The following is a 23368-nucleotide window of genomic DNA, read 5'->3' as shown; positions in this document are numbered from 1 at the left end:
AGGAAAGGGCGCGGCTGTTGCGCGCCCTGGGTAGCCGAAGCGGCTTACTGCGTGTTGGAGGTATCCTGGCTGGTGCCGGTCTGCGCCGCATCACCGCGATCGTCGCCGTTGTTCAGGCGGGTGTAGACGATCTTCTGGGTGTCGTTTTCGCAGTGGCCGACCACCTGGCCGCCCGCTTGATCGGCCTGATCGTTTGGCACGATCTCCAGTTTGAAGCCGGACTCCGGCACGCCGTTATTGACGATTTTTTGCGAAATGTCCGCTTTCACGCTTTCGCAGGAGGCCAGGGCCGCTATCGGCGCGCCGGCCAGCAACACAGCGGTTAATATCAGCGTTTTTTTCATCACGTCATCCTTTTAGACAATGGACTTCCTGTAACAGGATAGCAGCAACGGCGGCCGGGTTTCACGCTTGCCCGCCCGCCGCAGGCGGATTAAGGATTAATCCGACGCCCGGTCTGGCGATCCAGACATTTACGGGTGTCCGGCTCCCAGTAGGCGTTGACGTTGTTGCTGTCGTTGCAGCGATCTTCGTCATCCGCCGCGCGATCGATCTTGTCGAATTCTTTCTCGACGCGGGTGTTAACCTTGTGGCGCAGGGATTTGGTATCATTCCACTGCTCTTTGCTCTGGCGCGCTTCTTCGGTGCTCATCGCGCCGCTGCCTTTGCCATCGACGGTGACGCAGGTGCTGCCCTGAGCGCAAGAGAGGGCCAGCGCCGGCGCCTGCCAGGCGCCCATTACGGCCAGCATGGCGACCGGCAGCATCCCGCGCAGCAGTCGTTGGGTCGAAAATGTTTTCATCGTTTCATCCTTATGAGTGAGTGCGCCTGATGAAGGCGGCACTGGCGTTACCTCGCCCGCAGGCGTGGTGACAAATATACCACCGCGCTCCTGGAATTCACCAGCCAAGCGCCGATTCGTTTACTTTATCGAGAGAAAACTGCGACCGATGTTAAAAACTACGCTGTTGTTTTTCGCCACCGCCCTCGCTGAAATTATCGGCTGTTTCCTGCCTTACCTGTGGCTCAAGAAGCAGGGCAGCGCCTGGCTGCTGCTGCCGGCGGCCTTGAGCCTGATGCTGTTCGTCTGGCTGTTGACGCTGCATCCTGCGGCCAGCGGGCGGGTCTACGCGGCCTATGGCGGCGTGTATGTGGCGACGGCGCTGCTGTGGCTGCGAGTGGTGGACGGCGTGAAGCTGTCTGCGCTGGATTGGGTCGGCGCCGGGGTGGCGCTGGCGGGCATGCTGATTATCGTTTCCGGCTGGCGCGCGGCCTGAGGAAACACGGCGGGAGTCGCCTCCCGCCGTTGGAGATCAGGTGCCGCGGTGGATGTTCAGCCCGGCGAAGGACTGGCTGACCGGCATCATTTCCAGCGTGTTGATGTTGACGCGCGCCGGCAACGTGGCGACCCAGAATACCGACTCGGCGATGTCTTCCGGCGTCAGCGCATCGGCGCCTTCGTAGGTTTTATTGACCTTGCCGTCATCGCCCTTGAAGCGCACGTTGGAGAATTCGGTGCCGCCCACCAGGCCCGGCTCGATATCGGTCACGCGGATGCGCGTGCCGTGCAGATCGGCGCGTAGGCCCAGGCTGAACTGCTTGACGAACGCCTTGGTGGCGCCGTACACGTTGCCGCCGGCATAGGGCCAGTTGGCGGCGGTGGAACCGATGTTGATCACGTGGCCGACGTTGCGCTCGACCATGGCCGGCAGCAGCGCGCGGGTCATGTTCACCAGCCCTTTGGCGTTGGTGTCGATCATGGTTTCCCAGTCATCGGCGTTGGCCTTGTGCGCCGGCTCCAGCCCCAGCGCCAGCCCGGCGTTGTTCACCAGCACGTCGATCTGGCGCAGCTCGGCCGGCAGCGCTTCTATCACCTGCTGAATGGCGGCGCGGTTGCGCACGTCGAGCCGCACGATGTGCAGCGCTTCCCCCAATTCTTCCTGCAGCGCTTCAAGACGCTCAAGGCGGCGCCCGGCGGCGATCACCTGGTGGCCTTCACGGATAAAACGGCGCGCAATGGCCTCGCCGAAACCGGAGGTGGCGCCGGTAACAAAAATAATCATGTTGCTGTTCCTCAACTGTTTTTACCCTACATGCTTCTATCATTAGCACAAACCCGCAGGCAGTGGCAGCGGTTATCACGGCGGAAAGGAAAAAAGGTCACACCGGGCCAGCGGCCCGATGCTGATTAGCGCTGAGGCGGCAGGTGGTAGACCACGGCATCATACTTGATGTTTTCACGCTTGCCGGCCAGCACGCCGCCCAGCGACTCGACGAGGCGGCGGCTGGCGGTATTCTGCTCGGCCACCGGGTAGAGAAAGTGCGGCGGCTGAAAGCGCTCGCTGGCCCAGCGCGCGATGCCCTGCACGATTTCGCGGCCGTAGCCCTGGCCATGCAGGCTCTCTTTCACCCAGATGCCCAGCTCCGGGGTGGGGCTGCGCAGGTTGTGCGCGCCGCCGACGCCGACGAACTGCCGGTCTTCGTGCCGGCGGGCGACGAAGATCACTTCTTCGCCTTCGCGCATCAGCGGCAGCCAGCCTTGCCAGACGTTGGCGAAATCTTCCGGCGACGCCTCCGGCTCAAAGGTCATAAAGCGCGTCAGCGTGGGGGTGATCGCCTGGTAAACATCGTCGGCGTCTGCTGCGGTAAAGGGGGCAATCAACAAACGGTCGGTGTCAACGCGGCACTGAGAAAGGTCATTGTGATTCATTTTATTTCCTCGCTTTTCAGGCCATAACGGCAAAAAATCCGCGCACATAAATCGGGGCGGATCGTCGATATTACGCGTATTGGCGTCAGAAGCGACTTATTTTTCGCCGTTGCGGCGACGCGGAGGAACGGTTTATGTGACGTCGTCACGTTGACGGGAAAGGCGGCGGGCACGGTTAACCGCGCCCGCCGTTGAGGATCAGAACTTCACCGAACCTTGCAGATAAATCGTGCGCGGCTGGCCGATGTACAGACCTTTGTTGTTGTCGTCATAGGCGCGGGTGAAATACTCGTGGTTGAACAGGTTTTTCACGCCGACGCCCAGATTCAGGCCGGCCATTTCCGGGCCGAAATCATAGGCGGCGCGCACGCCCCACAGCATATAGCCGGGAATGCGGCCGGTGCTGCCGTCGGCGCTTTCCGCCACGGTGTTGGCGTTGTCGGCGAACTGGTTGGATTGGTACTCGCCGTTAAGGTTAAACGCCCAGTTGCCCGGCGTGTAGTCCAGCCCCAGGGTGCCTTTATGCTTCGGCGAGAACGGCACCTGGTTGCCCTTGTAGCCGCCGTCTTCGCGGATGGTGGCGTTGACGTAGGCGTAGCTGGCGTAGGCGGTCAGGTCGTCCAGTTTCGGCGTCAGCTGCGACAGATCGTAACGCAGGCTGCCTTCCAGCCCGGCGTGGCGGGTTTTGCCGCGCGCGGTCACGCTGTCGGTCACCTGGTTGGAATCGTACTGGTTGTTGAAGTTGATCAGGAACAGCCCGATCTCGCCGGTCAGCGCATCGCCGGCGTAGCGGGTGCCCAGTTCCCAGGTGCGCGCCTTCTCCGGTTCAATCTTGCCGCTGTCGACCGCTTTGCCCATCTGGCTGTATTGCACGGTGCCGAAGGAGCCTTCGGTGTTGGCGTACAGGTTCCAGTATTCGTTCAGGTGATACATCACGTTCAACGCCGGCAGCGGCGCGTTATAGCTGACGTCGAGGCGGTTATTCTTGATGTAGTTGTTCTGATACGACTTGATGTACTCGTAGCGCATGCCCGGCGTGATGGTCCAGTCGCCGATGTCGATGCGATCGTCGAGATAGAAGGCGTGCGCCTCGGTGCCGGACTGGGTGTCGCGATCGTACGGGCTGGCGGTGGACGGCAGCCTGCCGGTGCTGGCCTTGCTGGTGTAGCGCAGCTCATGGGTGGACTCACTGACGTAACGGTAGCCGACGCCGACCTCATGGGCAGAATCTCCCCAGCGGAAACTCTGGCTGTAGCGCGGTTCTACGCCGCGCACCCAGTATTCGCGCGGCGACAGCGTCAGGTTCTTGCCCTGATCCAGATAGCCGCTGCGCAGGGTGTAGGTGTAGAAGCTCTGTACGTCGAACTTATGCTGCTGATCAGGCTGATATTGGTAGCCGAAGTTCGCCAACTGGCGGCGGCCCCAGAACTTGTCGTACGGGCGCGTAGACTGGAACGGGTTGGCGTTGTAGTCCGCCCGGCTCAGGCCGCCCGGCATGTTCGCTTCGCCTTCGTAGTATTGCAGCAGGCTGTTGAAGGTGTGCGCCTCGTTCGGGGCGTAGCGGCTTTTCAGCATCACGTCGTCGATCTTGGTTGCGCTGTGCTCGCGCCAGTCGCTGCCGCGGGTGCCGGAGTAAAGCAGCGCCGCGCCGAAGCCGTTGTCGGCGGTGCCGCCGATCATCAGGTTGCCGGTGCCTTTCGGGTGATCCTGGCGCGAGGTCGGGCTGAGCTGCCCCTGCATGCCGGCCTCCAGGCCGAAGGTTTTCGGGATGGCGCGGGTAACGAAGTTGACGACGCCGCCGACGCTCTGCGGCCCATAGCGCACCGCGCCGCCGCCGCGCACCACGTCAATCGCATCCATATTGCCGAGCGAGACCGGCGCCAGCGACAGCTGCGGCTGGCCGTAAGGGGCGAAGGGCACCGGGATGCCGTCCATCAGCACGGTGGAGCGGCTGGCGAGGCGCGGGTTGAGGCCGCGTATGCCGAAGTTCAGCGCCATATCGTGGCTGCCGGTGCCGTTGTTTTCCGGGGCCACCACGCCCGGCACGCGGTTCAACGCTTCACGCACGGTGGTGGTGCCGGTTTTGACGAAGTCTTCGCGGCGCACTACGTCGCGCGCGCCGGGGTGTTCGAACACGTCTGCCTGACGGCCTTCCGCCAGCCAGTCGCCGACCACGGTGATGTCTTCTTCCTTCTGCGGCTGCGGCAGTTTGGCCAGCGTGTAACCGTGGTTGCCGAGCGCTTTAGCCTGCAGGCCGCTGCCGGCCAGCAGGGCGTTCAGGCCGTCATCGACGCCGTAGCTGCCGCTCAGGCCCGGCGAACGCTTACCGGCGGTCAGCGTGCCGTCCACCGAGAGCGCGATGCCGGCGCGCGCGGCGAACGCGTTCAGCGCGCCGTCCAGCTCACCGGCCGGAATGTGATAGGTTGCAGCGGCGCTGGCGGCGCTCGCCGTCAGCGGTGCGGCGAAGGCCAGGCCAATGGCCACGGCCAGCGGCGTGCCCCGTTTTCCCCAAAGCGAAGCCGGCGCTCCCTTTCCCCAAGCGTTGTTCATACCTTCTCCTGAATCATTTTTTATTTATTGCTGCAGTGTTTTCCTGGGAGTCGGATGAGCAAAGCAAAAGGGACAATCAAGAATGCGATTTTTTATCATTTTCATTTAAAAAGATTCAGGCGGGGACGATTTTCAGCCAATAGCGGGTAAAGCTTTGCAGGCGTACCGGCAGCGTCTGGCTGAGCAGGGCAAGGGCGCGATCGGTATCGTTGAGCGGGAAACTGCCGCTGACGCGCAGGCCGGCGACGGCCGGATCGCAGCTCAGATGGCCGCGCCGGTAGCGCGCCAGTTCGGCGATCACCCGGTCCAGCCGCCACTGGCTGACGCTCAGCACGCCGCGCAGCCAGCCGTCCTCCGCCGCAGCCGGTTGTTTGTCGCTGAAGGCCGCGGCGCTGAAGCTTATCTGTTCTCCGGCTTCCACCCGGCGAGTTTGCCGCGCGTCCTGCGCCAGCTGCGCTTCGACCGCATGCTCCAGCACCGTCAGGCGCGTCTCGCCGCCGTTCTCACGCACCAAAAAGCGGGTGCCGAGCGCGCGCATCGCTCCCTGCGGGCTTTGCACCCACAGCGGCCGGGGGTCGCGTCCGGTAACCAGGCTGATCTCCCCGGCGTGCAGGCGGATCAGCCGTTGGCGATCGTCGTAATGCACGTCCACCGCGCTGGCGGTGTTCAGCACCAGCTGGGTACCGTCGCTTAACACTATGGGTTTGATCTCGCCGGTGGCGGTGCGGTAGTCGGCGCGCAGCTCCCGGCCGAGCGGCGACTGGTAAAGGAAGCCGCCGCCGCCCACGCCGAGCAACAGCAGCAGGCTCTTCAGCAGGGTGCGGCGATCGATCGCCGATTGGCGGCCGGCGCGATCGAGCGCACGGTAGCTGAACTTGCCCGGTACGCCCTGCAGCTGGCTCTGCAACGCTTCGACGCGCTGCCAGGCCCAGCGGTGATCGTCATGCTGCTGATGCCAGGCTTGCCACTGTTGGCGCTGGCGGTCGGTGACGTGTTCATCGCACAGCAGGGCATACCAGTGTGCGGCCATCTTCAGCGCCTGGCGCTGCTCGGGGGTGATGGCGTTGCTCATGAGAAAACGTCGTTTTCCAGGCTGAACAGCAGGCAATGCTCGGTGGCCTTGGCCATGTATTTTTTAACCGAGCTGACCGACACGCCGAGGCGCACGGCGATGTCCGCATAGCCCAGGCCTTCGAGCTGCGACAGCAGGAAGGCCTGCTTTACCTTCGGCCCCAGGCCGTCGAGCATGGCGTCGATCTGCTGCAGGCTTTCCAGCAGGCTCTGGCGCTGCTCCGGCGACGGGGCGTAGCCTTCCGGGATCAGCGCCAGCATCTCAAGATAGGCGCGCTCCAGCGTTCTGCGGCGGAACAGATCGACCATCACCCGCTTGGCGACGGTGACCAGAAAATCTTTCGGCTCGCGCAGGGTCGCCGCGGCGTCGCTTTTCAGCAGGCGCATAAAGGTGTCCTGCGCCACATCGTCCGCGTCGAAAGCGCAGCCCAGCCGCCGACGCAACCATCCCTGCAACCAGGCGTGGTGGGTGGCGTAAAGGCGCGACAGCGCGGCGTGCGGGGCAGAGGCGGTGGCGGACATGGTTTTCGCATTGCTGGTCAAAAAGATGCGCGGATGATAATTGAGAATAGTTATCGTTTCAAGTTTGTCGGGTGGCCTGCGGAATGGGGCAGACCGCTTTGCATCGCGTTAAAATAACCGCAGCGGCCGCGAAATTATCCGCTTGCCCGGTAAAGGTGCAGCGGCGCGGTGTTATTTCGGCAAGCAAACGGTTGCTATTTATCCGCCGTCGAAGACTGAGCGTGGGTCTTATTCTCTTTCGGCGGCCTATGCTTTTAGGTTAATTACCAATCAATTGTTTTTATTTAAAAATGTATTTTATCGCCGCCTGTTGGCACACGGCTTGCTATGCTTAATCCGGTCTTTGCGTTTGGGTAAAAAGGGCCTTGTTTCATCATCGCAATTTATTATGCGGATGGGCTTGGCCGGTCGTCACAAGGAAGAAAATAATGGCACTGCAATTCACCACGGCTATTCGTGGCAATTTTTTTGATATCGCAGCCTGTGTGGAGGCGCCGCAACAGCTCGAAGAACGCCTGCGGCATGTTCCCGACGGTTTGCTGCTGCTGAACGACGGCGTCATCGTCTGGTTCGGCAGCTGGCGGCAGGGCGAGGCGCTGCTGCCGCCGGGCTTCGCGGTCACGGAGTATCGCGACAAGCTGATCGTGCCGGGTTTTATCGATACCCATATCCACTATCCGCAAACCGAAATGATTGGCGCCTATGGCGATCAACTGCTGGACTGGTTAAACAATTACACCTTCCCGACAGAAAGCCGTTACGACTGTGAGCAGCACACCGACGCGATGTCGGCTTTCTTTCTGCAGCAGTTGTTGAGTAACGGCACCACCACCGCGCTGGTGTTCGGCACCGTGCATCCACAGTCGGTCGATGCGCTGTTCAGCCAGGCGGCAGCGCTGAACATGCGCCTGATCGCCGGCAAGGTCATGATGGATCGCCATGCGCCGGAGGCGCTGCTGGAAACGCCGGAGCAGAGTTATCGCCAGACGCGCGAACTGATCGAGCGCTGGCACGGCAAAGGCCGCCTCGGTTACGCCATTACGCCGCGCTTTGCGCCCACCAGTACGCCGGCGCTGCTGGCGCAGGTGCAGCGGCTGCGCGAAGAATATCCCGACGTTTGGCTGCAGACGCACCTGAGCGAGAATCCGCAGGAAGTGGCCTGGGTAAAAGCGCTGTTCCCGCAACACCGCAGCTATCTGGATGTTTACCACCGCTACGGCATGACCGGCGATAAAAGCGTATTCGCCCATTGCCTGCATCTGGAAGAGCAGGAGTGGGATTGCCTGTGCGATACCCGCTCGGCGATCGCCTTTTGTCCCACCTCCAACCTGTTTCTCGGCAGCGGGTTGTTTGACCTGCAGCAGGCCTGGCGCAAGCGGGTGAAGCTCGGTATCGGCACCGACGTGGGGGCCGGCACCACCTTCAATATGCTGCGCACGTTAGGCGAGGCGTACAAGGTCGGCCAGCTGCAGCATTACCGGCTCTCCGCCGTAGAAGCGTTCTATCATGCCACCCTGGGCGGCGCGCGCGCGCTGGCGCTGGACGACAAAATCGGCAACTTCAACGTCGGCAAAGAGGCGGATTTCGTAGTGCTCGATCCGGCGGTGACGCCGCTGCAGCAGCTGCGTCACGCCAACAGCGCCACGCTGATGGAGCAAGGGTTTATGCTGATGACCCTGGGGGACGATCGCAACATTTATCGCACCTATGTGGACGGTAAGGTGGTTTATCAGGCGCCGCGCTGACGCAGCCGCGCCTGCAGCCAAACGCTGAGCGGCGCGACGGCGACGGCGCTCAGTGCGCACAGCCACAGCAGGCGTTGCAAACTGCGCGGGGTGAGGCCGCCGCTCAGCAGCGCGGAAGAGAGCAAGAAGGCCACCGTGGCGCTCAGGTGTATCAGGGCGGTTTGCAGCGTGCCGAAGGCGGCGCGTTGCCGATTGTCCGGCCAGCGCATGCTCAGGGAAGAGATCGCCACCAGCCGCGCGTAGGCCGCCGCGAGAAACGTCACCATAAACAGTTCAGCGCGATCGCCACCGCGCGCCGCCAGCCTCAGGCTGCCCAGCAGCAACAGCGTGGCGCTCACCGTCAGCGTCACGGCGCCAACGCGTTGCAACCAGCGGCCCGCCAGCACGGTCGCCAGATAGCCGGCCACGCCGCCGAGCAGAAACAACCAGGGCAAATGCGCGTCTGCCACCTGTAACCGCTGGGTGAGCAGCGGCGCCAGCACCGGGATCAGCAGCATCGGGCTGAACTGAGTCAGACCGGCGGCGGAGGCGAACAGCAACAGCCGGCGATCGAGCGTGACGGGCGCGGCAGCCTGTGGCTGCGGCGCATCCCTGGGAACGAACAGCGCCACCAACACCGCCGCCAGCAGACACAGCCCGCCGATAGTCACCAGCGCGGCGCGCCAGCTTGCCACCTCGCACAGGTACAGCATGCCCGGCATGCCGACGATGCTCACCAGCGAAAAAGACGCGATCACCGTCGCCAACATTCGGCCGTGCAGCGCGGCCGGCGCGGCGTTGAGCAGCAAGCCGATCCCCACGCCCATCGTGGTGCCGCCCAGCAGACCGGCCAGCAGCCGCAGCGCCAACAGCCAATAAAACTGCTGGGTTGCGGCGATCAGTAAGGTCGTCACCCCCAGCAGCGCGACGTTGAGCAGCAGAAAACGCCGCTTTTCAACGCCGCCGATCCAATAGAACGCGCCGATGCCGGAAATCACCGCCGCCAGCGTATAGGCCGCGCTGACATAACCGGCGTAGCTGACGGGCACGGAAAAGTCGGCGGCCATATAGAGAAATATCGGGTTGAACACCATGTATTCCAGGGCATTGGTGAATTGAATAAAGGCGATGACCAGCGCTATCGCCGTCAGCTTTCTCGTGGGTGTCATAAGCATCCATCGGTTGCAGAGTCAGGCCGGCAGTGTAGCGCGTGGCGTTGAGCGGGATTAGGTGGTAGAAATGGCATGGTTTGTTATCAAATGTGGGATAATCATGCGCGCCAAATTGGATTTAAACCTGTTACGTATTTTCGTGGCGGTGGTGGAGCAAGGCAGCTTCGTCGGGGCCGCTCGGGCGCTGGCGATGCCGACCTCCAACGTCAGCCGCGCTATCTCGCAGCTGGAGCGCCAGCTCGACCAGCGCTTAATCGAGCGCAGCACCCGCTCAATGCGGCTGACGCCGAACGGCCAACTGTTGCATGAGCGGGCTCAGCCGTTGCTGGCGTCGCTCGATCACACCGCGCAAACGCTCAGCGAACGGCAGCAACAGCTGCGTGGGCCGCTGCGCCTGTGCGTGCCGAATGAAGTGGGGCCATATCTGTTGGGCGAGCCGCTGGCGGCGTTCGCCGTGCAGCATCCGCAGATCGAAATCAGCTGCGTCACCAATCTGGCGGGAATGGCGTCCCTGCTTGACGATGTCGATCTGGCGGTGATGATCAGCCGGGGCATGCTGGACGACAGCGACTATGTCGCGCAGCCGCTGGCGTCTTTCCCCTGTATCGTGGTGGCCGCGCCGGCGCTGCTGGCGCAGTGGCCGCCGACGGCGGAGATTGAGCAATTCACGCAATTGCCCTGTATCAGTACGGTGGATGCGCTGAAGGGCATGCCGTGGCAGTTCGTGCGCCCGGACGGCAAGTTCGTTACCGTCCCGGTCAATGCGCGCTATCGCGTCAATAGCGGGGAGATGGCGCTGAAGGCGGCCCTGGCCGGCGTGGGGTTCGCCATGCTCTCCGAGCTCGGTTGCCGGCCGTTTCTGGCCGACGGACGTTTGGTTGAGATACCGCTGCCCTTGCCGCCGGCGCCGCTGCAGCTGTATGCCGTGTATCCCGGCCGCCGCTATCTGCCGGCCAAAACACGCGCGCTGCTGACCTTTCTGATACAGCAGGTTGGCGAGGCGGCTCACTTCTAATCACTTGTTTTTGCTCAAACTGCCAACTGCGCCTAAGCTAGGTGGTGACTCAGAGGGAGCCATTCCCCGAGACCTTATTCCGTGAACATGGAGGAGTTTCGATTTGATGCGTTTATCCACATTGGTGCTGGCGATCGGCATGGCGCTGGGCTCGCAGGCACAGGCAGCAGAAACCCAACCTCACGCCGACCATAGCGCGCTGCCCAGCGGCCAGGCGAAGGAGGCTACCGTGACCGGTGAAGCCAATCAGCACGACAAGCAAAAGACCCAAAACCCGTTCTTCTATCAAAGCCGTCTGCCGTTCCAGGCGCCGCCGTTCAACCTGATCAAGGAGAGCGACTACGCGCCGGCGATCGCAGCGGGCATCAAGCAAAAGCGGGAAGAGGTGGAGAAGATCGCCAACAACCCGGCCAAGCCCAACTTTAAAAATACCTTCGTGGCGCTGGAGCAGGCCGGTTCGCTGCTGACGCGGGTGATGAACGTGTTCGGCGCCATGACCTCGGCCAATACCAGCGATGCGCTGCAGAAGCTGGATGAAGAAACCTCGCCGAAGCTGGCGGCGCTGAACGACGACATCATGCTCAACGGCAAGCTGTTCGCGCGCATCAAGGCCATCTATCAAGATCGCGATGCGCTGAAGCTGGATCCGGAGTCGCGTCGGCTGGTGGAAGTCACCTATAAGAACTTCGAGCTGGCGGGCGCCAACCTGTCGGACGCCGACAAGGCCAAGCTGAAAGCGCTGAACCAGGAAGCGGCGACGCTGAGCACCCAGTTCACCAACAAACTGCTGGCGGCGAGCAAAAATGGCGCGCTGGCGATAACCGACCAGGCGAAGCTGGACGGTCTGTCCGAAGGTGAGCTGGCCGCGGCAGCGCAGGCGGCCGCCGAGCGCAAGCTGGAGAAACAGTGGCTGTTGGTGCTGCAGAACACCACCCAGCAGCCGCTGCTGCAGAGCCTGAAAGATCGCGATACCCGTAAAGCGCTGTTCGACGCCTCCTGGACGCGGGCGGAGAAAGGCGACGGCAACGATACCCGCCAGACCATTTCCCGACTGGCCAAGGTGCGCGCCGAGCAGGCCAGGCTGCTGGGCTACCCGAACTACGCCGCCTGGAAACTGCAAAACCAGATGGCCAAGACACCGGATGCCGCGCTGAGCTTTATGCGCAACATCGTGCCGGCGGCCACCGCGCGCGCCGAACGTGAAGCCAAAGACATTCAGGCGGTGATCGACCAGCAGAAAGGCGATTTCAAGGTGCAGGCCTGGGACTGGCAGTTCTACGCCGAACAGGTGCGCAAGGCCAAGTACGATCTGGACGAGTCGCAGATCAAACCTTACTTCGAGCTGAACAACGTGCTGAACAACGGCGTGTTCTACGCCGCCAACCTGCTGTACGGCATCAGCTTCAAAGAGCGCAAGGACATTCCGGTCTACCAGCCGGACGTCAAGGTGTATGAAGTGTTCGACAAGGACGGCAAATCGCTGGCGCTGTTCTATACCGACTACTTCAAGCGCGACAACAAGGGCGGCGGCGCCTGGATGAGCAACTTCGTCGATCAGTCGAAGCTCAATGGCACCAAGCCGGTGATCTACAACGTCGCCAACTTCACCAAACCGGCGCCGGGGCAGCCGGCGCTGCTGTCGTATGACGACGTGATCACCATGTTCCACGAGTTCGGCCACGCGCTGCACGGCATGTTCGCCGATCAGGAATACCCGAGCCTGTCGGGCACCAACACCGCGCGCGACTTCGTCGAGTTCCCGTCGCAGTTCAACGAGCACTGGGTCAGCGATCCGAAAGTGTTCAGCCACTTCGCCAAGCACTACCAGACCGGTGAGGCGATGCCGCAGGAACTGGTCGACAAGATCAAGAAGGCCGACAAGTTCAACAAGGGCTACAGCATGACCGAGCTGCTGTCCGCCGCGCTGCTGGATATGCACTGGCACATGCTGACCGCCGATCAGCCGCAGCAGGACGTGGACAAGTTCGAGGCCGAGTCGCTGCAAAAAGACAAGGTGGATCTCAGCTACGTGCCGCCGCGTTACCGTTCCAGCTACTTCCAGCACATCTGGGGTAACGGCTACGCCGCGGGCTACTATGCCTATCTGTGGACGGAAATGCTGGCGGACGACGCCTTCCAGTGGTTCACCGAACACGGCGGCCTGACCGCCGAAAACGGCCAGCGCTTCCGCGACATGATCCTGTCGCGCGGCAACAGCCAGGATCTGGAGAAGCTGTACATCGACTGGCGCGGCAAAGAGCCGAGCATCGAGCCGATGCTGATCAACCGCGGGCTGAAGGACGAGTAAGTTCGGCCATTCCCGGTAAGCAAACAGAAGGGCGCATTATGCGCCCTTCGTCTTTTGAGGCTTGGCCGACGCTCAGCGGTTCACCACCAGCTCGGAGAAGTTGGGCAGCGATGTGATGTCGCTGAGCGTCACGACAACGCTGAATGTGAAACCGCAGGCACAAGATGGCGCGGCTGCGCATTGAGCCGCCTCAGGCATGGCGCAGGAACGCTACCAGCCGCTGCGCCGGCAGCGGCAGCTGCGCCAGGTCACGCACCGCGATCGACAGGCGCCGGGTCGCCCACTCGTCTGTCAACGTCAGTGCGCTGTGCCGAATTTGCGGATGGCGTTGGGCGCTCTCTTCCGGCACCACCGCCAATCCGGCACCACGCAGCACCATGCGGCAGATGGCGTCGAAATGAGCCGCGCGCGCCCGCAGCCGCATCGGGCCGCCGCTGCGTATCGCCAGCTGTTCCAGATGCTGTTGCAGCGCACTCTCTTCCGGCAAGCCGATGAAATCAAAAGGCAGGGCGTCCGCAAAGCTGAGCGTGCGGCGGCCGCTGAGCGCATGCCCCGGCGGCAACGCCAGCACCAGACGATCCTGGCGAAAAGGGTAGCTTGCCAGCCCGCGCAGATCGGCGTGATCCGCCGCGATGCCGATATCCGCCGCCTGTTCAGCGATCGCCTGCGCGATGGCCGGGCTGGGCAGCTCCTCCAGTACGATATCGGTATGCGGGTGCAGCACCAGAAAATCCGCCAGCAGCTCCGGCAGAAAAGCGTCGGCGGCGACGGTATTGGCGACGATGCGCAGCCGGCTGCGCTGGCCCGGCGCGAACTCGGCCAGGTCGCCGCGCAACCGCTCACGCTGCTGCAATAGCACTCGCGCGTGATGCAACAGGCGCTCACCGGCGGGAGTCGCCTGGACGCCGCGCGGATTGCGCGTCAGCAGCGCTACGTCGGCCTGTTGCTCCAGCCCGCGCATGCGAGCGCTGGCGGCGGCCAGCGATAGCCCGACGCGCTCGGCGCCGGCGGTGATGCTGCCGGTCTCGAGCACTGCCGCCAACAGTCGCAGATCGATAAAGTCAAAATGCATGCGTTTTCCCTCTGTCTTTGCCGCAGGCAGGCTCTGCCATTGCCGCATTGTGCCGCGCTATACCGCCGGCCACAATCGAGCCGTTGATTCGCCATAAGGATAGACGCATGTCGCTGACGCTACTTGAGATTATCGCCCTGACGGGCATTTTTACGCTGGCCGGCACGGTCAAAGGAGCGATCGGTCTGGGGCTGCCGACCGTGTCGATGGGGCTGCTCAGCCTGATGATGCCGCCGGGTCAGGCCGCCGCGTTGCTGTTGCTGCCTTCGCTGATCACCAACCTGTGGCAGTTGCTGCGCGGGGCGCGGCTGGGGGCGCTGTGCCGCCGGCTCTGGCCGATGATGCTGTGCGTCACGCTGGGCACGTTGTTGAGCGCGGGGGCGCTCACTGCCGGCGACGGCCACCTGGCGCCGCTGGCGCTGGGCGTGTGTCTGATCGGTTATGCGCTGCTGGGTTTTACCCGTTTCGACTGGCGCGTTTCCGCTGCGGCGGAACCCTGGTTGGGGCCGCTGTGCGGCCTGGTGACCGGTGCGCTGACCGGCGCCACCGGAGTGTTCGTCATTCCGGCGGTGCCTTACCTGAATGCGTTGGGCCTGGCGCGCGACGATCTGGTGCAGACGCTGGGGCTGTCGTTCACCGTCTCGACGCTGGCGCTGGCCGCCGGTTTAGCCTGGCATCAGGCGCTGCCAGCCACGCTGCTCGGCGGTTCGCTGTTGGCGCTGTTGCCGGCGTTGGGCGGCATGTGGCTGGGGGAGAGGGTGCGTCGTCATTGTCGCCCGCAGCTGTTCCGCCGCCTCTTCTTTATTGGGTTATTAATTTTGGGCGTTGAGATTATTTGGCGATTCAATTAATTGAATCGATAGTACCTACGTGTAATCAGGTTCGGTATATTATTCTTGGTTTTATTCTAATATGATTGTTTTCAATGTTTAAAATGGACTTTCTTATTGGATTTTTTATGAAATACAGAGTGGTTATGTATTGTTATTAGTGTGTTTTACTTTTTCAACTATAACCCTTTTAAAATGGGATAACCCCAGTGAATGCATAGGGGAACATTGATGAAGGAAATTTTAAGCAGCCAATTCGATGCGATGTCGGGTGGATGGCAGGATCGAGATGGGAGTGGAAAAAGAGCGTCTGATAACGGAGATGGGGTATATGATGAATAGATATGTTGTTTTTATAAAGAGTGATGAATCAAAAGTGCTAAGAAAGGAAGTGGTTACGCGAGAAATAATTAAAGACATGAAGCAGAAGGGGTTCAGAAAGCATTATGTTGAAGTAGAGGCTGAGAACGAAAGCGATGCCATTAAAAAATTAAATAAGAGCAGCAATGATTATTTGGATTCATTGAGAAATTTTTCAGGTGATTTATTGTTCTGTTCTATTTTTGTTATTATTATGACGATAGTCTATTTTGCCACGATGAAAATGAGTTAGAAGTAGATGCTGTAGGATTTAAAAAATAAAAAAGGCTTGTCGAACGGGATCTCTCTGATTTTTCTCTGGATATGATACCGCCATTGGGTGAAACATACGTTCATAAAAATTTATTGGCGCCAGGATCACTCAGAAGATTTAAAGGTGTTTATTTTAATAGTTTCATATCCTCTCACCAAAATTAACTGACCTTCAGATTATTTTATTGTCAATACAGTAGTCTGTGAATTTGAATGTTAGCTATCACTAAGGGACGCTGTTCATGTTTCGCCAGGAAGCGATCGAGAATCAGAAAATGAAATGGCGTGGCAGGGCGCTTCTGCTACCCGGTATTCCCGTTTGGGGCACGACAGGGCTCTGCCTGTTTTTCTTCATCGCCTTTCTCACCTTCGCGATCGCCGGTACCTATACCCGGCGGGTCAACGTGACCGGCGAGATCAGCACTTATCCGCGCGCCGCCAACGTTTATTCCGCCGTCCAGGGGATAGTGGTCAAGCAATTCGTCACCGAAGGGCAGGTGATTGCCGCTGGTGCCCCCATTTACCAGATCGACGTCAGCAAGAGTACCCGTAGCGGTGTGATCAGCGACAACCAGCGGCGGGATATCGATGGCCAGCTGGCACGCATTGCGCAAATCATCAACCGACTGGAAAGCAGCAAGCAGGCCACGCTTATCATGCTGGAACAACAGAAGGCGCAATACACCGCCGCATTCACCCGTTCCACCGATATCCTCAAACGCGCCCAGGAAGGGATTCGTATCATGAAGGAAAACATGGAGAACTACCGGCACTATCAGACCAAGGGGCTGATCAATAAGGATCAGCTCACCAACCAGGTGGCGCTGTATTACCAGCAGCAGAACAACCTGCTGGGCCTGTCCGGCCAGAACGAACAGAATGCGCTGCAGATCACCGCGCTGGAAAGCCAGATCCATATCCAGGCTGCCGAATTCGACAACCAGATTTACCAGATGGAGCTGCAGCGCTACGAGCTGCAAAAGGAGCGGCAAAACATAGATGCCACTGGCGATATTATCGTTCGCGCGCTGGCCGGCGGCCGTATCGATTCGCTGAGCGTCACGGTTGGCCAAATGGTCAACGTCGGCGACAGTCTGCTGCAGATTATCCCGCAAAACATCGATCGCTATGCCCTGGTACTGTGGGTGCCCAACGACGCTATCCCCTACATCGTCGCCGGCGATAAGGTCAATGTGCGCTATGACGCTTTTCCGGCGGAGAAATTTGGCCAGTTTGCCGGTACGGTGGCCGTCATCTCCAAAGCCCCGGCCTCGCCGCAGGAAATGCTGACCTATCAGGGAGCGCCCAAAGCGGCGCTGACCGCCGCCGTGCCGTACTACAAAGTGATCGTCATGCCGGAGAAACAGGCCATTGCCTATGACGGTAAACGTCTGAGCCTGGAAAACGGCATGAAAGCGCAAAGCACCCTGTTTCTGGAAAAAAGGAAGATTTATCAATGGATGCTGTCGCCGTTCTACGACATGAAACACAGCGCGACGGGGCCAGTCAATGAGTAGGACCCCATTCAAACAACGGGTCAGCCAACTGGATCTGCGGTTGCGCCACCGGGTTTCGATGGTGCACCAGACCGAGTCGTCGGAATGCGGGCTGGCCTGTCTGGCGATGATCTGCGGTTATTACGGCAAAAACATCGATCTGATCGCGCTGCGCCGGCAGTTCAATCTGTCGGCCCGCGGTGCAACGCTGGTTGGGCTGACCGGTATCGCCGAACAGCTGGGGGTGAGCACCCGTCCCCTGTCTCTGGATCTGGACGAACTCGGCGCGCTAAAACTGCCCTGCATTCTGCACTGGGAATTCAACCATTTTGTGGTGCTGGTCAGCGTCAAAGGCCACCGCGCAGTGCTGCATGATCCGGCGCGCGGGCGCCGGGCCGTCAGCCTGACGGAACTGTCGCACAGTTTCACCGGCGTAGCGCTTGAGGCCTGGCCCGGCAGCGAATTCACCGCCGACAGCGTCCGCCATCGCATTCATCTTCGCACGCTGATCGGCAGCGTGCATGGCCTCAAGGGGGCGCTCGGCAAAATCTTTTGCCTGTCTCTGGTATTCGAAACCATCAACCTGGTGATGCCCATCGGCACGCAGCTGGTGATGGATCATGCTATTCCTGCCGGAGATCGCGGGTTACTGTCGCTCATCTGCGCCGGATTGATGCTGTTTATCTTGTTGCGGGCCGCCATCGGCATGGTGCGGGCATGGTCAGGATTGGTCATGGCGACGCTTATCAACGTTCAGTGGCAGTCCGGGTTGTTCACCCATCTGCTGCGCCTGCCGCTCGGTTACTTTGAACGTCGTAAGCTGGGGGACATTCAGTCACGCTTCGGTTCACTGGATACGCTGCGCAGCACTTTCACCACCAGCATCGTCGGCGCCATCATGGACGGCATCATGGTGATCGGTGTGCTGGTGATGATGGCGCTGTATGGCGGCTGGCTGACCTGGGTAGTGCTCACTTTCACCGCGCTTTATGTGTTGATGCGACTGCTGACCTACGGCTATTACCGTCAGCTGTCCGAGGAGGCGCTGGTGAGAGAAGCTCGGGCCGGCTCGTATTTTATGGAAACGCTGTACGGTATCGCTACCGTCAAGATGCAGGGCATGGCAGAACGCCGCATCGCTCACTGGCTAAACCTTGAAATCGACACCATCAACACGGGGATCCGCGTCACCCGAATGGACATGCTGTTTGGCGGGATCAACACCTTTATAGCGGCGTGTGACCAGATCGTCATTCTGTGGTTGGGAACCAGCCTGGTGATCGATAACCAGATGACCCTCGGCATGTTCGTGGCGTTCGGCGCCTTTCGGGGGCAGTTCTCCGACCGCATCGGGTCGCTGACGGAATTTTTGCTGCAGCTGCGCATGATGAGCCTGCATAACGAGCGCATTGCCGATATCGCCCTGCATCCGCGGGAGGAGCGTAAACCCGATCACCCTTACACGGCGGGCCTGCAACCTTTGGGATTGACGACCCATGCCCTGAGCTATCGTTACGACAGCCAGTCACCGGCTATCTTTGATGGCCTGGACATCAGCGTTGCGCCGGGCGAAAGCGTGGCCATCGTGGGCCCGTCCGGCGCCGGCAAAACCACATTGATGAAGGTGTTGTGCGGACTGTTTACCCCGCATGCAGGGCGGGTTGAGGTGAACGGCGTCGATATCCGGCAGCTCGGCATCAACAACTACCACAAAATGATTGCCTGCGTGATGCAGGACGACAAACTGTTCTCCGGCTCAATCCGCGAAAATATTTGCGGGTTCGCGGACAAGATGGATGATGCCTGGATGGAAGCCTGTGCCCGTGCCAGCTATCTGCATGAGGTGATCATGCGCATGCCGATGGGGTATGAAACCCCGATCGGCGAGTTGGGGGAAGGATTGTCCGGCGGGCAAAAACAACGGCTATTCATAGCCCGGGCAATCTACAAGAAACCGGCTATTTTGTTCCTGGATGAGGCCACCAGTGCACTGGATAAGGAGAGCGAAGCTGCCGTGAATCAGGCAATTAAGAGACTCAATATCACTAAGCTGATCATTGCCCACCGTGAAACGACCATTGCGTCGGCAGATCGGGTTATCCATATTGGATAAGGGGGGATATCACCTGCGCCACAAGCCACTTACATTGCTTTTCTCCCTAAAACCCAATAAGTGGCGATGGGGCAAGGCTATTTTTGCAGCTCGCTTCCGCTTTCAATTTACGGCGCGGCGCATTGCGCGATATTCTGGTTTTCTGATGGGCTAACGGCGGATGAGGGAACCATGACAGACAGCCAGGCATTTGAACAACAAAGCCTCGATAATCTGCTGAGCTATTGGCGGCGCCACCGCCGCCTGCCGGGCGCGCGTTATCCGGCCGGCCCGACCGACACCCTGTGCGACGTGCCGGGCGTCAGCGTCGGGCATCACACGCTGGCCGACGGCGAATGTCAGACCGGCGTCACCGCCATCGTGCCGCCGGGCGATCTGTTCAACCAGCCGCTGCCGTGCGGCAGCGCGGTGCTCAACGGCTTCGCCAAGCCGCTGGGGCTGGTGCAGCTGAACGAACTGGGGGTGCTGCAAACGCCGATCCTGCTGAGCAATACCTTCGCGGTCGGCACGCTGTTCAACGCCATGGTGCGGCGCAGCTGCCGGCGCTATCCGCAGATCGGCCGCGGCAGCGCCACCATCAACCCGCTGGTGCTGGAGTGCAACGACGGCTACCTCAACGATATTCAGGCGATGGCGGTGCGTGAGGAGCACGTCTTCAGCGCGCTGGATAACCATTCCACCCGCTTTGCGCGCGGCAGCGTCGGCGCCGGGCGCGGCATGAGCAGTTTCGGCTTGAAAGGGGGCATCGGCACCGCCTCGCGCTATTGCCCGGGGCTCGGCACCACGCTCGGCGTGCTGGTGCTGGCCAATTTCGGCACCCTCGACTCGCTGACGCTGAGTGGCGTGCGCGTCGGCCAGGCGCTGGGCAAGCTGTTGGCGGATCCGCCGCCGCAGGTGGATGCCGGTTCGGTCATCATCATCATCGCCTGCGATCGGGCGCTGGACAGCCGCCAGCTGAACCGCATCGCCCGCCGCGCGGGCGCGGGCCTGGGGCGGGTGGGCAGCCATTGGGGGCACGGCTCCGGCGACATCGCGCTGGCGTTTTCCACTCGGTTGCTGGGGGCGACGCTGCCGGACGAACGGCTGGAGCCGCTGTTCGCGGCGGCGGCGGACGCCACCGAATACGCGGTGCTGGATGCGTTGCTCAGCGCCGAAGGCGTCAGCGGCTTCGAGCAGCATGCGCGCGTGGCGCTGGGCCCGCTGCTCGATCGGCTGGCGGCAAATTAAATAACGGGAGCTTGATGTGAAAGTCTTTATCTCTGCGGATATCGAGGGGATCGCCGGCGTGATGCGGCCGGAGCAGTGCAACCCGGCCCACGCCGACTATGCGGCGGCGCGCGAGCTGATGGAGCAGGAGGTCAACGCCGCCATCGACGGCGCTTTTGCCGGCGGCGCCACCGAGGTGACGGTGGCCGACAGCCACGCGATGATGCAGAACCTGCGCGCCGAACGCATCGATGCGCGGGCGCGCCTGGTGCAGGGCAAACCGCGCGGGCTGTCGATGGTGGAAGGGCTGCAGCATCAACGTTACGACGGCCTGATGTTTATCGGTTATCACAGCGCCGCCGGCGAGCGCGGCGTGCTGGCGCATACCATCAACGGCCGGGCCTTTTATCGCGTCAGCCTGAACGGCGAGGCGGTAGGCGAAAGCGATCTGTATGCGGCGGCGGCGGCCGAGTTAAACGTGCCGCTGTGGCTGGTGAGCGGTGACGACGAGCTGCAACGCTGGATCGCTGAACGTTATCCGCAATCCGGCTATGTTTGCGTGAAACGCGCCCTCTCGCAAACCGCCGCCGAATCGCTCAGCCCACAGCGGGCGCGCGCCGAGATCCGCGAGCGCGCGATGCAACAGGTGCGCCAGGGCGCCAGACTGCCGGTGGAGCGCCGTTTTATGCCGCCTTACCGGCTGACGCTGATGGCGGCCAAACCGGTGCTGGCGGATCTGTTCAGCCTGGTGCCCGGCGTGGAGCGCCAGGATGCGCTCACCGTGGCCTTCGACAGCGACAACATGGCGGCACAAATCCGCCTGCTCAGCGTCTTCTCCTATCTGGCGACGACGCAGAGCTGACCCCCGGTGCGGGTTCCTGCCCGCACCGCACGATTCTCCAATAGAAAATCCCTCTTCAACATTAAGCCTACTGGATAATAGGCTACGCTAATTATTGCTCTGTTGTGCTATGTCACCTGACCGGCGCGGCAAGCCATTCCCATAATTAGCGCTGTTTCGCCGAAGGCAGTGACGCCTTCGGTTTTTTTGGAGTCATGAGCAATGAGCATATCCCAAGTTCCGCTTTCGCGGCGGCGGTTTATCGTCGGCGCCGGGGCGTTGGTGATCGGCGCCTATCTGCCGTCCACCGGTGCGCTGGCGCGCTCGAACGCCCCGGCCGCCGCCGGCGCGACGGCGTTTGACGCTAACGCCTTCGTTCAGATCGGCGCCGACGGCATCGTCACCGTCATCAGTAAACACACCGAAGTGGGCCAGGGGGTCTATACCGGCATGGCGACGTTGGTCGCCGAAGAGCTCGACGCCGACTGGGCGCAGGTGCGGGTCGTGGCCGCGCCGGTGGATACCGCCGTCTACAAGAACCTGGCGTTCGGATTCCAGGGTACCGGCGGATCCAGTTCGGTGGCCAACGCCTATGAACAGATGCGGCGCATGGGCGCCATGGCGCGCGCGCTGCTGGTGCAGGCTGCGGCACAGAGTTGGAAAACCTCCGCGCAGGAAATCACCGTGCAGGCGGGCAAGATCCGCCATGCCGCCAGCGGGCGCGAAGCGGGTTTCGGCGAGTTCGCCGAGTTGGCCGCCACGCTGCCGCCGCCCGATCCCGCCAGCCTGGCGCTGAAGGATCCGGCCAATTTCACCCTGATCGGCAAAACGCGCGGTCTGCACCGCGTCGATTCACTGGCGAAAACCAACGGCAGCGCGCAGTTCTCGCAGGATATCCACGAGCCGGACATGCTGACCGTCACCATCAAGAAACCGCCGCGCTTCGGCGGCAAGGTGGCGACGTTTGACGCCGACCGTGCGTTGGCGGTGCCGGGCGTGGTGGCGGTGAAACAGGTTGCCACCGGCGTGGCGGTTTACGCCAAAAACACCTGGGCGGCGATCCAGGGGCGGGATCGGCTTAGGGTCACCTGGGACGATGCGCAGGCGGAGCGACGCAACACCGAGGAGATTTACGCCGAATTCCGCCAGGTGGCGCAGAAAACCGGCGTAGTGGCGAAGAGTCTCGGTAAGCCGGACGAGGTGTTCGACAAGGCCGACAAGGTGATCGAGGCCGAATACACCTTCCCCTACGTCGCTCACGCGCCGATGGAGCCGCTGGACGGCTATCTGTTCTGGGACGGCGAAAGCGTCAAGGCGCGCTACGGCTGCCAAATCCAGACGCTCGACCACAAGCAGCTGTGCGATCTGTTCGAGCTGCCGCCGGAGAAGGTGCAGATTGAAACCATTCTGGCGGGCGGCAGCTTCGGCCGGCGTATCGATCTGGGCAACCCGACGCTGGGGCCGGATCTGGCGGCCGACATGGCGGCGGCGGCCAAGGGCATCGGCCCCGGCCACGGCGTGAAGGTGGTATGGACGCGCGAGGACGACATCCGCAACGGTTGGTATCGCCCGATGATCCTGCATCGCCTGCGCGGCGCCATTCGCGGCGGCAAGGTGGTGGGCTGGACCGATACCGTAGTCGGCCACTCCTGGACGCGCCACAGCGCGATGGATGCGCTGGTGGTCAACGGCCTCGATCAGATGATGGTCGAGGGCGCCAGCGAGGTGCCTTATACCTTTGAGGCCTTCCGCTGCGATGCGCATATCGTGCCCGGCAAGGTGCCGACCACCTCGCTGCGGTCGGTCGCCAGCACCCACACCGGCCACGCGGTGGAGAGCTTTATCGATCAACTGCTGCAGGAAACCGGGCAGGATCCGGTGGAAGGGCGGCTGGCGCTGATGGGCGACGCGCCGCGCGCGGCGGGCGTGTTGCGGGCGGTGGCCAAAGCCGCTGATTGGCAGGGCGCCAAGGTGGTGGACGGACGCGCGCGCGGCGTGGGCGTCGCCAAGGCGTTCGATACCTATGTGGCGCAGGTGGCCGAGGTATCGATCGGCGAAGGCGGCATCCCGAAAGTGCACAAGGTGTGGTGCGCGGTGGACTGCGG

At 61.6% G+C, this 23368-nt stretch carries 21 protein-coding genes; 12 read left to right on the top strand and 9 right to left on the bottom strand.

The genetic code is table 11. The features are described from left to right. Positions 1-44 precede the first annotated feature (44 nt). Together H7A77_RS23670 and H7A77_RS23665 are read right to left on the bottom strand one after the other, a co-directional pair. Positions 45-344 (bottom strand): DUF1161 domain-containing protein, encoded by a 300-nt coding sequence (locus H7A77_RS23670; protein ID WP_033642988.1) that lies wholly within the window; start codon positions 342-344, stop codon positions 45-47. An 89-nt stretch (positions 345-433) separates the two neighbouring features. Next, positions 434-802: a DUF1283 family protein gene (locus H7A77_RS23665; protein ID WP_089191705.1), complete on the bottom strand. Its 369-nt coding sequence runs from the start codon at positions 800-802 to the stop codon at positions 434-436. Positions 803-950: 148 nt separating this feature from the next. Between H7A77_RS23665 and H7A77_RS23660 the strand changes: the two genes are divergently transcribed. Beyond that, the gene (locus H7A77_RS23660; protein WP_004938563.1) at positions 951-1277 is read left to right on the top strand and encodes a YnfA family protein; all 327 of its coding nucleotides are present in this window, start codon (positions 951-953) and stop codon (positions 1275-1277) included. A gap of 36 nt (positions 1278-1313) precedes the next feature. On the opposite strand, the gene ydfG is transcribed toward H7A77_RS23660, so the two are convergent. The 5 genes from ydfG to fecI all read right to left on the bottom strand — a co-directional run bounded on the left by ydfG (position 1314) and on the right by fecI (position 6853). After that, positions 1314-2063 carry a bifunctional NADP-dependent 3-hydroxy acid dehydrogenase/3-hydroxypropionate dehydrogenase YdfG gene (gene ydfG / locus H7A77_RS23655; protein ID WP_182074733.1) on the bottom strand — a complete coding sequence of 250 codons (750 nt, stop codon included), beginning with the start codon at positions 2061-2063 and terminating at the stop codon, positions 1314-1316. Between the two features lie 125 nt (positions 2064-2188). Then, a complete protein-coding gene (locus tag H7A77_RS23650) occupies positions 2189-2710 on the bottom strand; it encodes a GNAT family N-acetyltransferase (protein WP_108680658.1) in 522 nt (173 codons plus the stop codon). Between the two features lie 198 nt (positions 2711-2908). Then, positions 2909-5260, bottom strand: coding sequence for a TonB-dependent Fe(3+) dicitrate receptor FecA (gene fecA, locus H7A77_RS23645; RefSeq protein ID WP_182074732.1), 2352 nt, complete (start codon positions 5258-5260; stop codon positions 2909-2911). A gap of 115 nt (positions 5261-5375) precedes the next feature. Continuing rightward, the gene (fecR, locus tag H7A77_RS23640) at positions 5376-6332 is read right to left on the bottom strand and encodes a ferric citrate uptake sigma factor regulator FecR (RefSeq protein WP_060419088.1); all 957 of its coding nucleotides are present in this window, start codon (positions 6330-6332) and stop codon (positions 5376-5378) included. Next, positions 6329-6853, bottom strand: coding sequence for a ferric citrate uptake sigma factor FecI (gene fecI / locus H7A77_RS23635; protein WP_063989772.1), 525 nt, complete (start codon positions 6851-6853; stop codon positions 6329-6331). The genes fecR and fecI overlap by 4 nt, the downstream gene beginning before the upstream one ends. 142 nt (positions 6854-6995) lie before the next feature. Between fecI and H7A77_RS23630 the strand changes: the two genes are divergently transcribed. Further along, on the top strand, positions 6996-7325 hold the full coding sequence (locus H7A77_RS23630; protein WP_182074731.1) for a hypothetical protein: 330 nt from the start codon (positions 6996-6998) through the stop codon (positions 7323-7325). Further along, the gene (gene guaD, locus H7A77_RS23625; RefSeq protein ID WP_182074730.1) at positions 7282-8598 is read left to right on the top strand and encodes a guanine deaminase; all 1317 of its coding nucleotides are present in this window, start codon (positions 7282-7284) and stop codon (positions 8596-8598) included. The genes H7A77_RS23630 and guaD overlap by 44 nt, the downstream gene beginning before the upstream one ends. On the opposite strand, the gene H7A77_RS23620 is transcribed toward guaD, so the two are convergent. Beyond that, positions 8583-9746 (bottom strand): MFS transporter, encoded by a 1164-nt coding sequence (locus H7A77_RS23620; protein ID WP_182074729.1) that lies wholly within the window; start codon positions 9744-9746, stop codon positions 8583-8585. The genes guaD and H7A77_RS23620 overlap by 16 nt on opposite strands. 103 nt (positions 9747-9849) lie before the next feature. On the opposite strand from H7A77_RS23620, the gene H7A77_RS23615 reads away from it, so the two are divergent. Next, positions 9850-10764, top strand: coding sequence for a LysR family transcriptional regulator (locus tag H7A77_RS23615; RefSeq protein WP_089191711.1), 915 nt, complete (start codon positions 9850-9852; stop codon positions 10762-10764). Between the two features lie 106 nt (positions 10765-10870). Beyond that, complete coding sequence (dcp, locus tag H7A77_RS23610; protein WP_182074728.1) at positions 10871-13072, top strand: peptidyl-dipeptidase Dcp; 2202 nt, start codon at positions 10871-10873, stop codon at positions 13070-13072. Positions 13073-13262: 190 nt separating this feature from the next. Here the strand turns inward: dcp and H7A77_RS23605 are convergent, their stop codons facing one another. Next, positions 13263-14144 carry a LysR family transcriptional regulator gene (locus H7A77_RS23605; protein WP_182074727.1) on the bottom strand — a complete coding sequence of 294 codons (882 nt, stop codon included), beginning with the start codon at positions 14142-14144 and terminating at the stop codon, positions 13263-13265. 107 nt (positions 14145-14251) lie between these two features. On the opposite strand from H7A77_RS23605, the gene H7A77_RS23600 reads away from it, so the two are divergent. From H7A77_RS23600 to H7A77_RS23570, 7 genes are all read left to right on the top strand, one after another. Then, positions 14252-14995, top strand: coding sequence for a sulfite exporter TauE/SafE family protein (locus H7A77_RS23600; RefSeq protein WP_089191715.1), 744 nt, complete (start codon positions 14252-14254; stop codon positions 14993-14995). A gap of 268 nt (positions 14996-15263) precedes the next feature. Beyond that, a complete protein-coding gene (locus H7A77_RS23595; protein WP_255443904.1) occupies positions 15264-15587 on the top strand; it encodes a hypothetical protein in 324 nt (107 codons plus the stop codon). A gap of 262 nt (positions 15588-15849) precedes the next feature. Then, the gene (locus H7A77_RS23590) at positions 15850-17124 is read left to right on the top strand and encodes an HlyD family secretion protein (RefSeq protein WP_033642998.1); all 1275 of its coding nucleotides are present in this window, start codon (positions 15850-15852) and stop codon (positions 17122-17124) included. Continuing rightward, the gene (locus H7A77_RS23585) at positions 17117-19216 is read left to right on the top strand and encodes a peptidase domain-containing ABC transporter (protein ID WP_182074726.1); all 2100 of its coding nucleotides are present in this window, start codon (positions 17117-17119) and stop codon (positions 19214-19216) included. The genes H7A77_RS23590 and H7A77_RS23585 overlap by 8 nt, the downstream gene beginning before the upstream one ends. Before the next feature lie 171 nt (positions 19217-19387). Beyond that, positions 19388-20443 (top strand): P1 family peptidase, encoded by a 1056-nt coding sequence (locus tag H7A77_RS23580; protein WP_033650461.1) that lies wholly within the window; start codon positions 19388-19390, stop codon positions 20441-20443. 16 nt (positions 20444-20459) lie between these two features. Further along, positions 20460-21284, top strand: a complete 825-nt coding sequence (locus tag H7A77_RS23575; RefSeq protein WP_047575890.1) for a M55 family metallopeptidase — start codon at positions 20460-20462, stop codon at positions 21282-21284. Between the two features lie 201 nt (positions 21285-21485). After that, a partial coding sequence (locus tag H7A77_RS23570) for a molybdopterin cofactor-binding domain-containing protein (protein WP_182074725.1) occupies positions 21486-23368 on the top strand: 1883 nt, incomplete at its 3' end.

This window comes from Serratia sp. ME47, assembly GCF_903970925.1.
Classification (GTDB): Bacteria; Pseudomonadota; Gammaproteobacteria; order Enterobacterales; family Enterobacteriaceae; genus Serratia; species Serratia ureilytica.
The sequence above is the reverse complement of the archived record's forward strand: the minus strand, read 5'-3'. Positions and strand labels throughout refer to the sequence as shown.

What these genes read in the sequence shown, in the direction of transcription:
- H7A77_RS23590 (WP_033642998.1), top strand. Translation starts at nt 15,850, where the DNA reads ATGTTTCGCCAGGAAGCGATCGAGAATCAGAAAATGAAATGGCGTGGC.
- H7A77_RS23585 (WP_182074726.1), top strand. Translation starts at nt 17,117, where the DNA reads ATGAGTAGGACCCCATTCAAACAACGGGTCAGCCAACTGGATCTGCGG.
- H7A77_RS23580 (WP_033650461.1), top strand. Translation starts at nt 19,388, where the DNA reads ATGACAGACAGCCAGGCATTTGAACAACAAAGCCTCGATAATCTGCTG.
- fecI (WP_063989772.1), bottom strand. Translation starts at nt 6,853, where the DNA reads ATGTCCGCCACCGCCTCTGCCCCGCACGCCGCGCTGTCGCGCCTTTAC.
- H7A77_RS23665 (WP_089191705.1), bottom strand. Translation starts at nt 802, where the DNA reads ATGAAAACATTTTCGACCCAACGACTGCTGCGCGGGATGCTGCCGGTC.
- H7A77_RS23620 (WP_182074729.1), bottom strand. Translation starts at nt 9,746, where the DNA reads ATGACACCCACGAGAAAGCTGACGGCGATAGCGCTGGTCATCGCCTTT.
- H7A77_RS23615 (WP_089191711.1), top strand. Translation starts at nt 9,850, where the DNA reads ATGCGCGCCAAATTGGATTTAAACCTGTTACGTATTTTCGTGGCGGTG.
- fecA (WP_182074732.1), bottom strand. Translation starts at nt 5,260, where the DNA reads ATGAACAACGCTTGGGGAAAGGGAGCGCCGGCTTCGCTTTGGGGAAAA.
- dcp (WP_182074728.1), top strand. Translation starts at nt 10,871, where the DNA reads ATGCGTTTATCCACATTGGTGCTGGCGATCGGCATGGCGCTGGGCTCG.
- H7A77_RS23595 (WP_255443904.1), top strand. Translation starts at nt 15,264, where the DNA reads ATGGGAGTGGAAAAAGAGCGTCTGATAACGGAGATGGGGTATATGATG.
- H7A77_RS23650 (WP_108680658.1), bottom strand. Translation starts at nt 2,710, where the DNA reads ATGAATCACAATGACCTTTCTCAGTGCCGCGTTGACACCGACCGTTTG.
- H7A77_RS23660 (WP_004938563.1), top strand. Translation starts at nt 951, where the DNA reads ATGTTAAAAACTACGCTGTTGTTTTTCGCCACCGCCCTCGCTGAAATT.
- guaD (WP_182074730.1), top strand. Translation starts at nt 7,282, where the DNA reads ATGGCACTGCAATTCACCACGGCTATTCGTGGCAATTTTTTTGATATC.
- ydfG (WP_182074733.1), bottom strand. Translation starts at nt 2,063, where the DNA reads ATGATTATTTTTGTTACCGGCGCCACCTCCGGTTTCGGCGAGGCCATT.
- H7A77_RS23600 (WP_089191715.1), top strand. Translation starts at nt 14,252, where the DNA reads ATGTCGCTGACGCTACTTGAGATTATCGCCCTGACGGGCATTTTTACG.
- H7A77_RS23670 (WP_033642988.1), bottom strand. Translation starts at nt 344, where the DNA reads ATGAAAAAAACGCTGATATTAACCGCTGTGTTGCTGGCCGGCGCGCCG.
- H7A77_RS23605 (WP_182074727.1), bottom strand. Translation starts at nt 14,144, where the DNA reads ATGCATTTTGACTTTATCGATCTGCGACTGTTGGCGGCAGTGCTCGAG.
- fecR (WP_060419088.1), bottom strand. Translation starts at nt 6,332, where the DNA reads ATGAGCAACGCCATCACCCCCGAGCAGCGCCAGGCGCTGAAGATGGCC.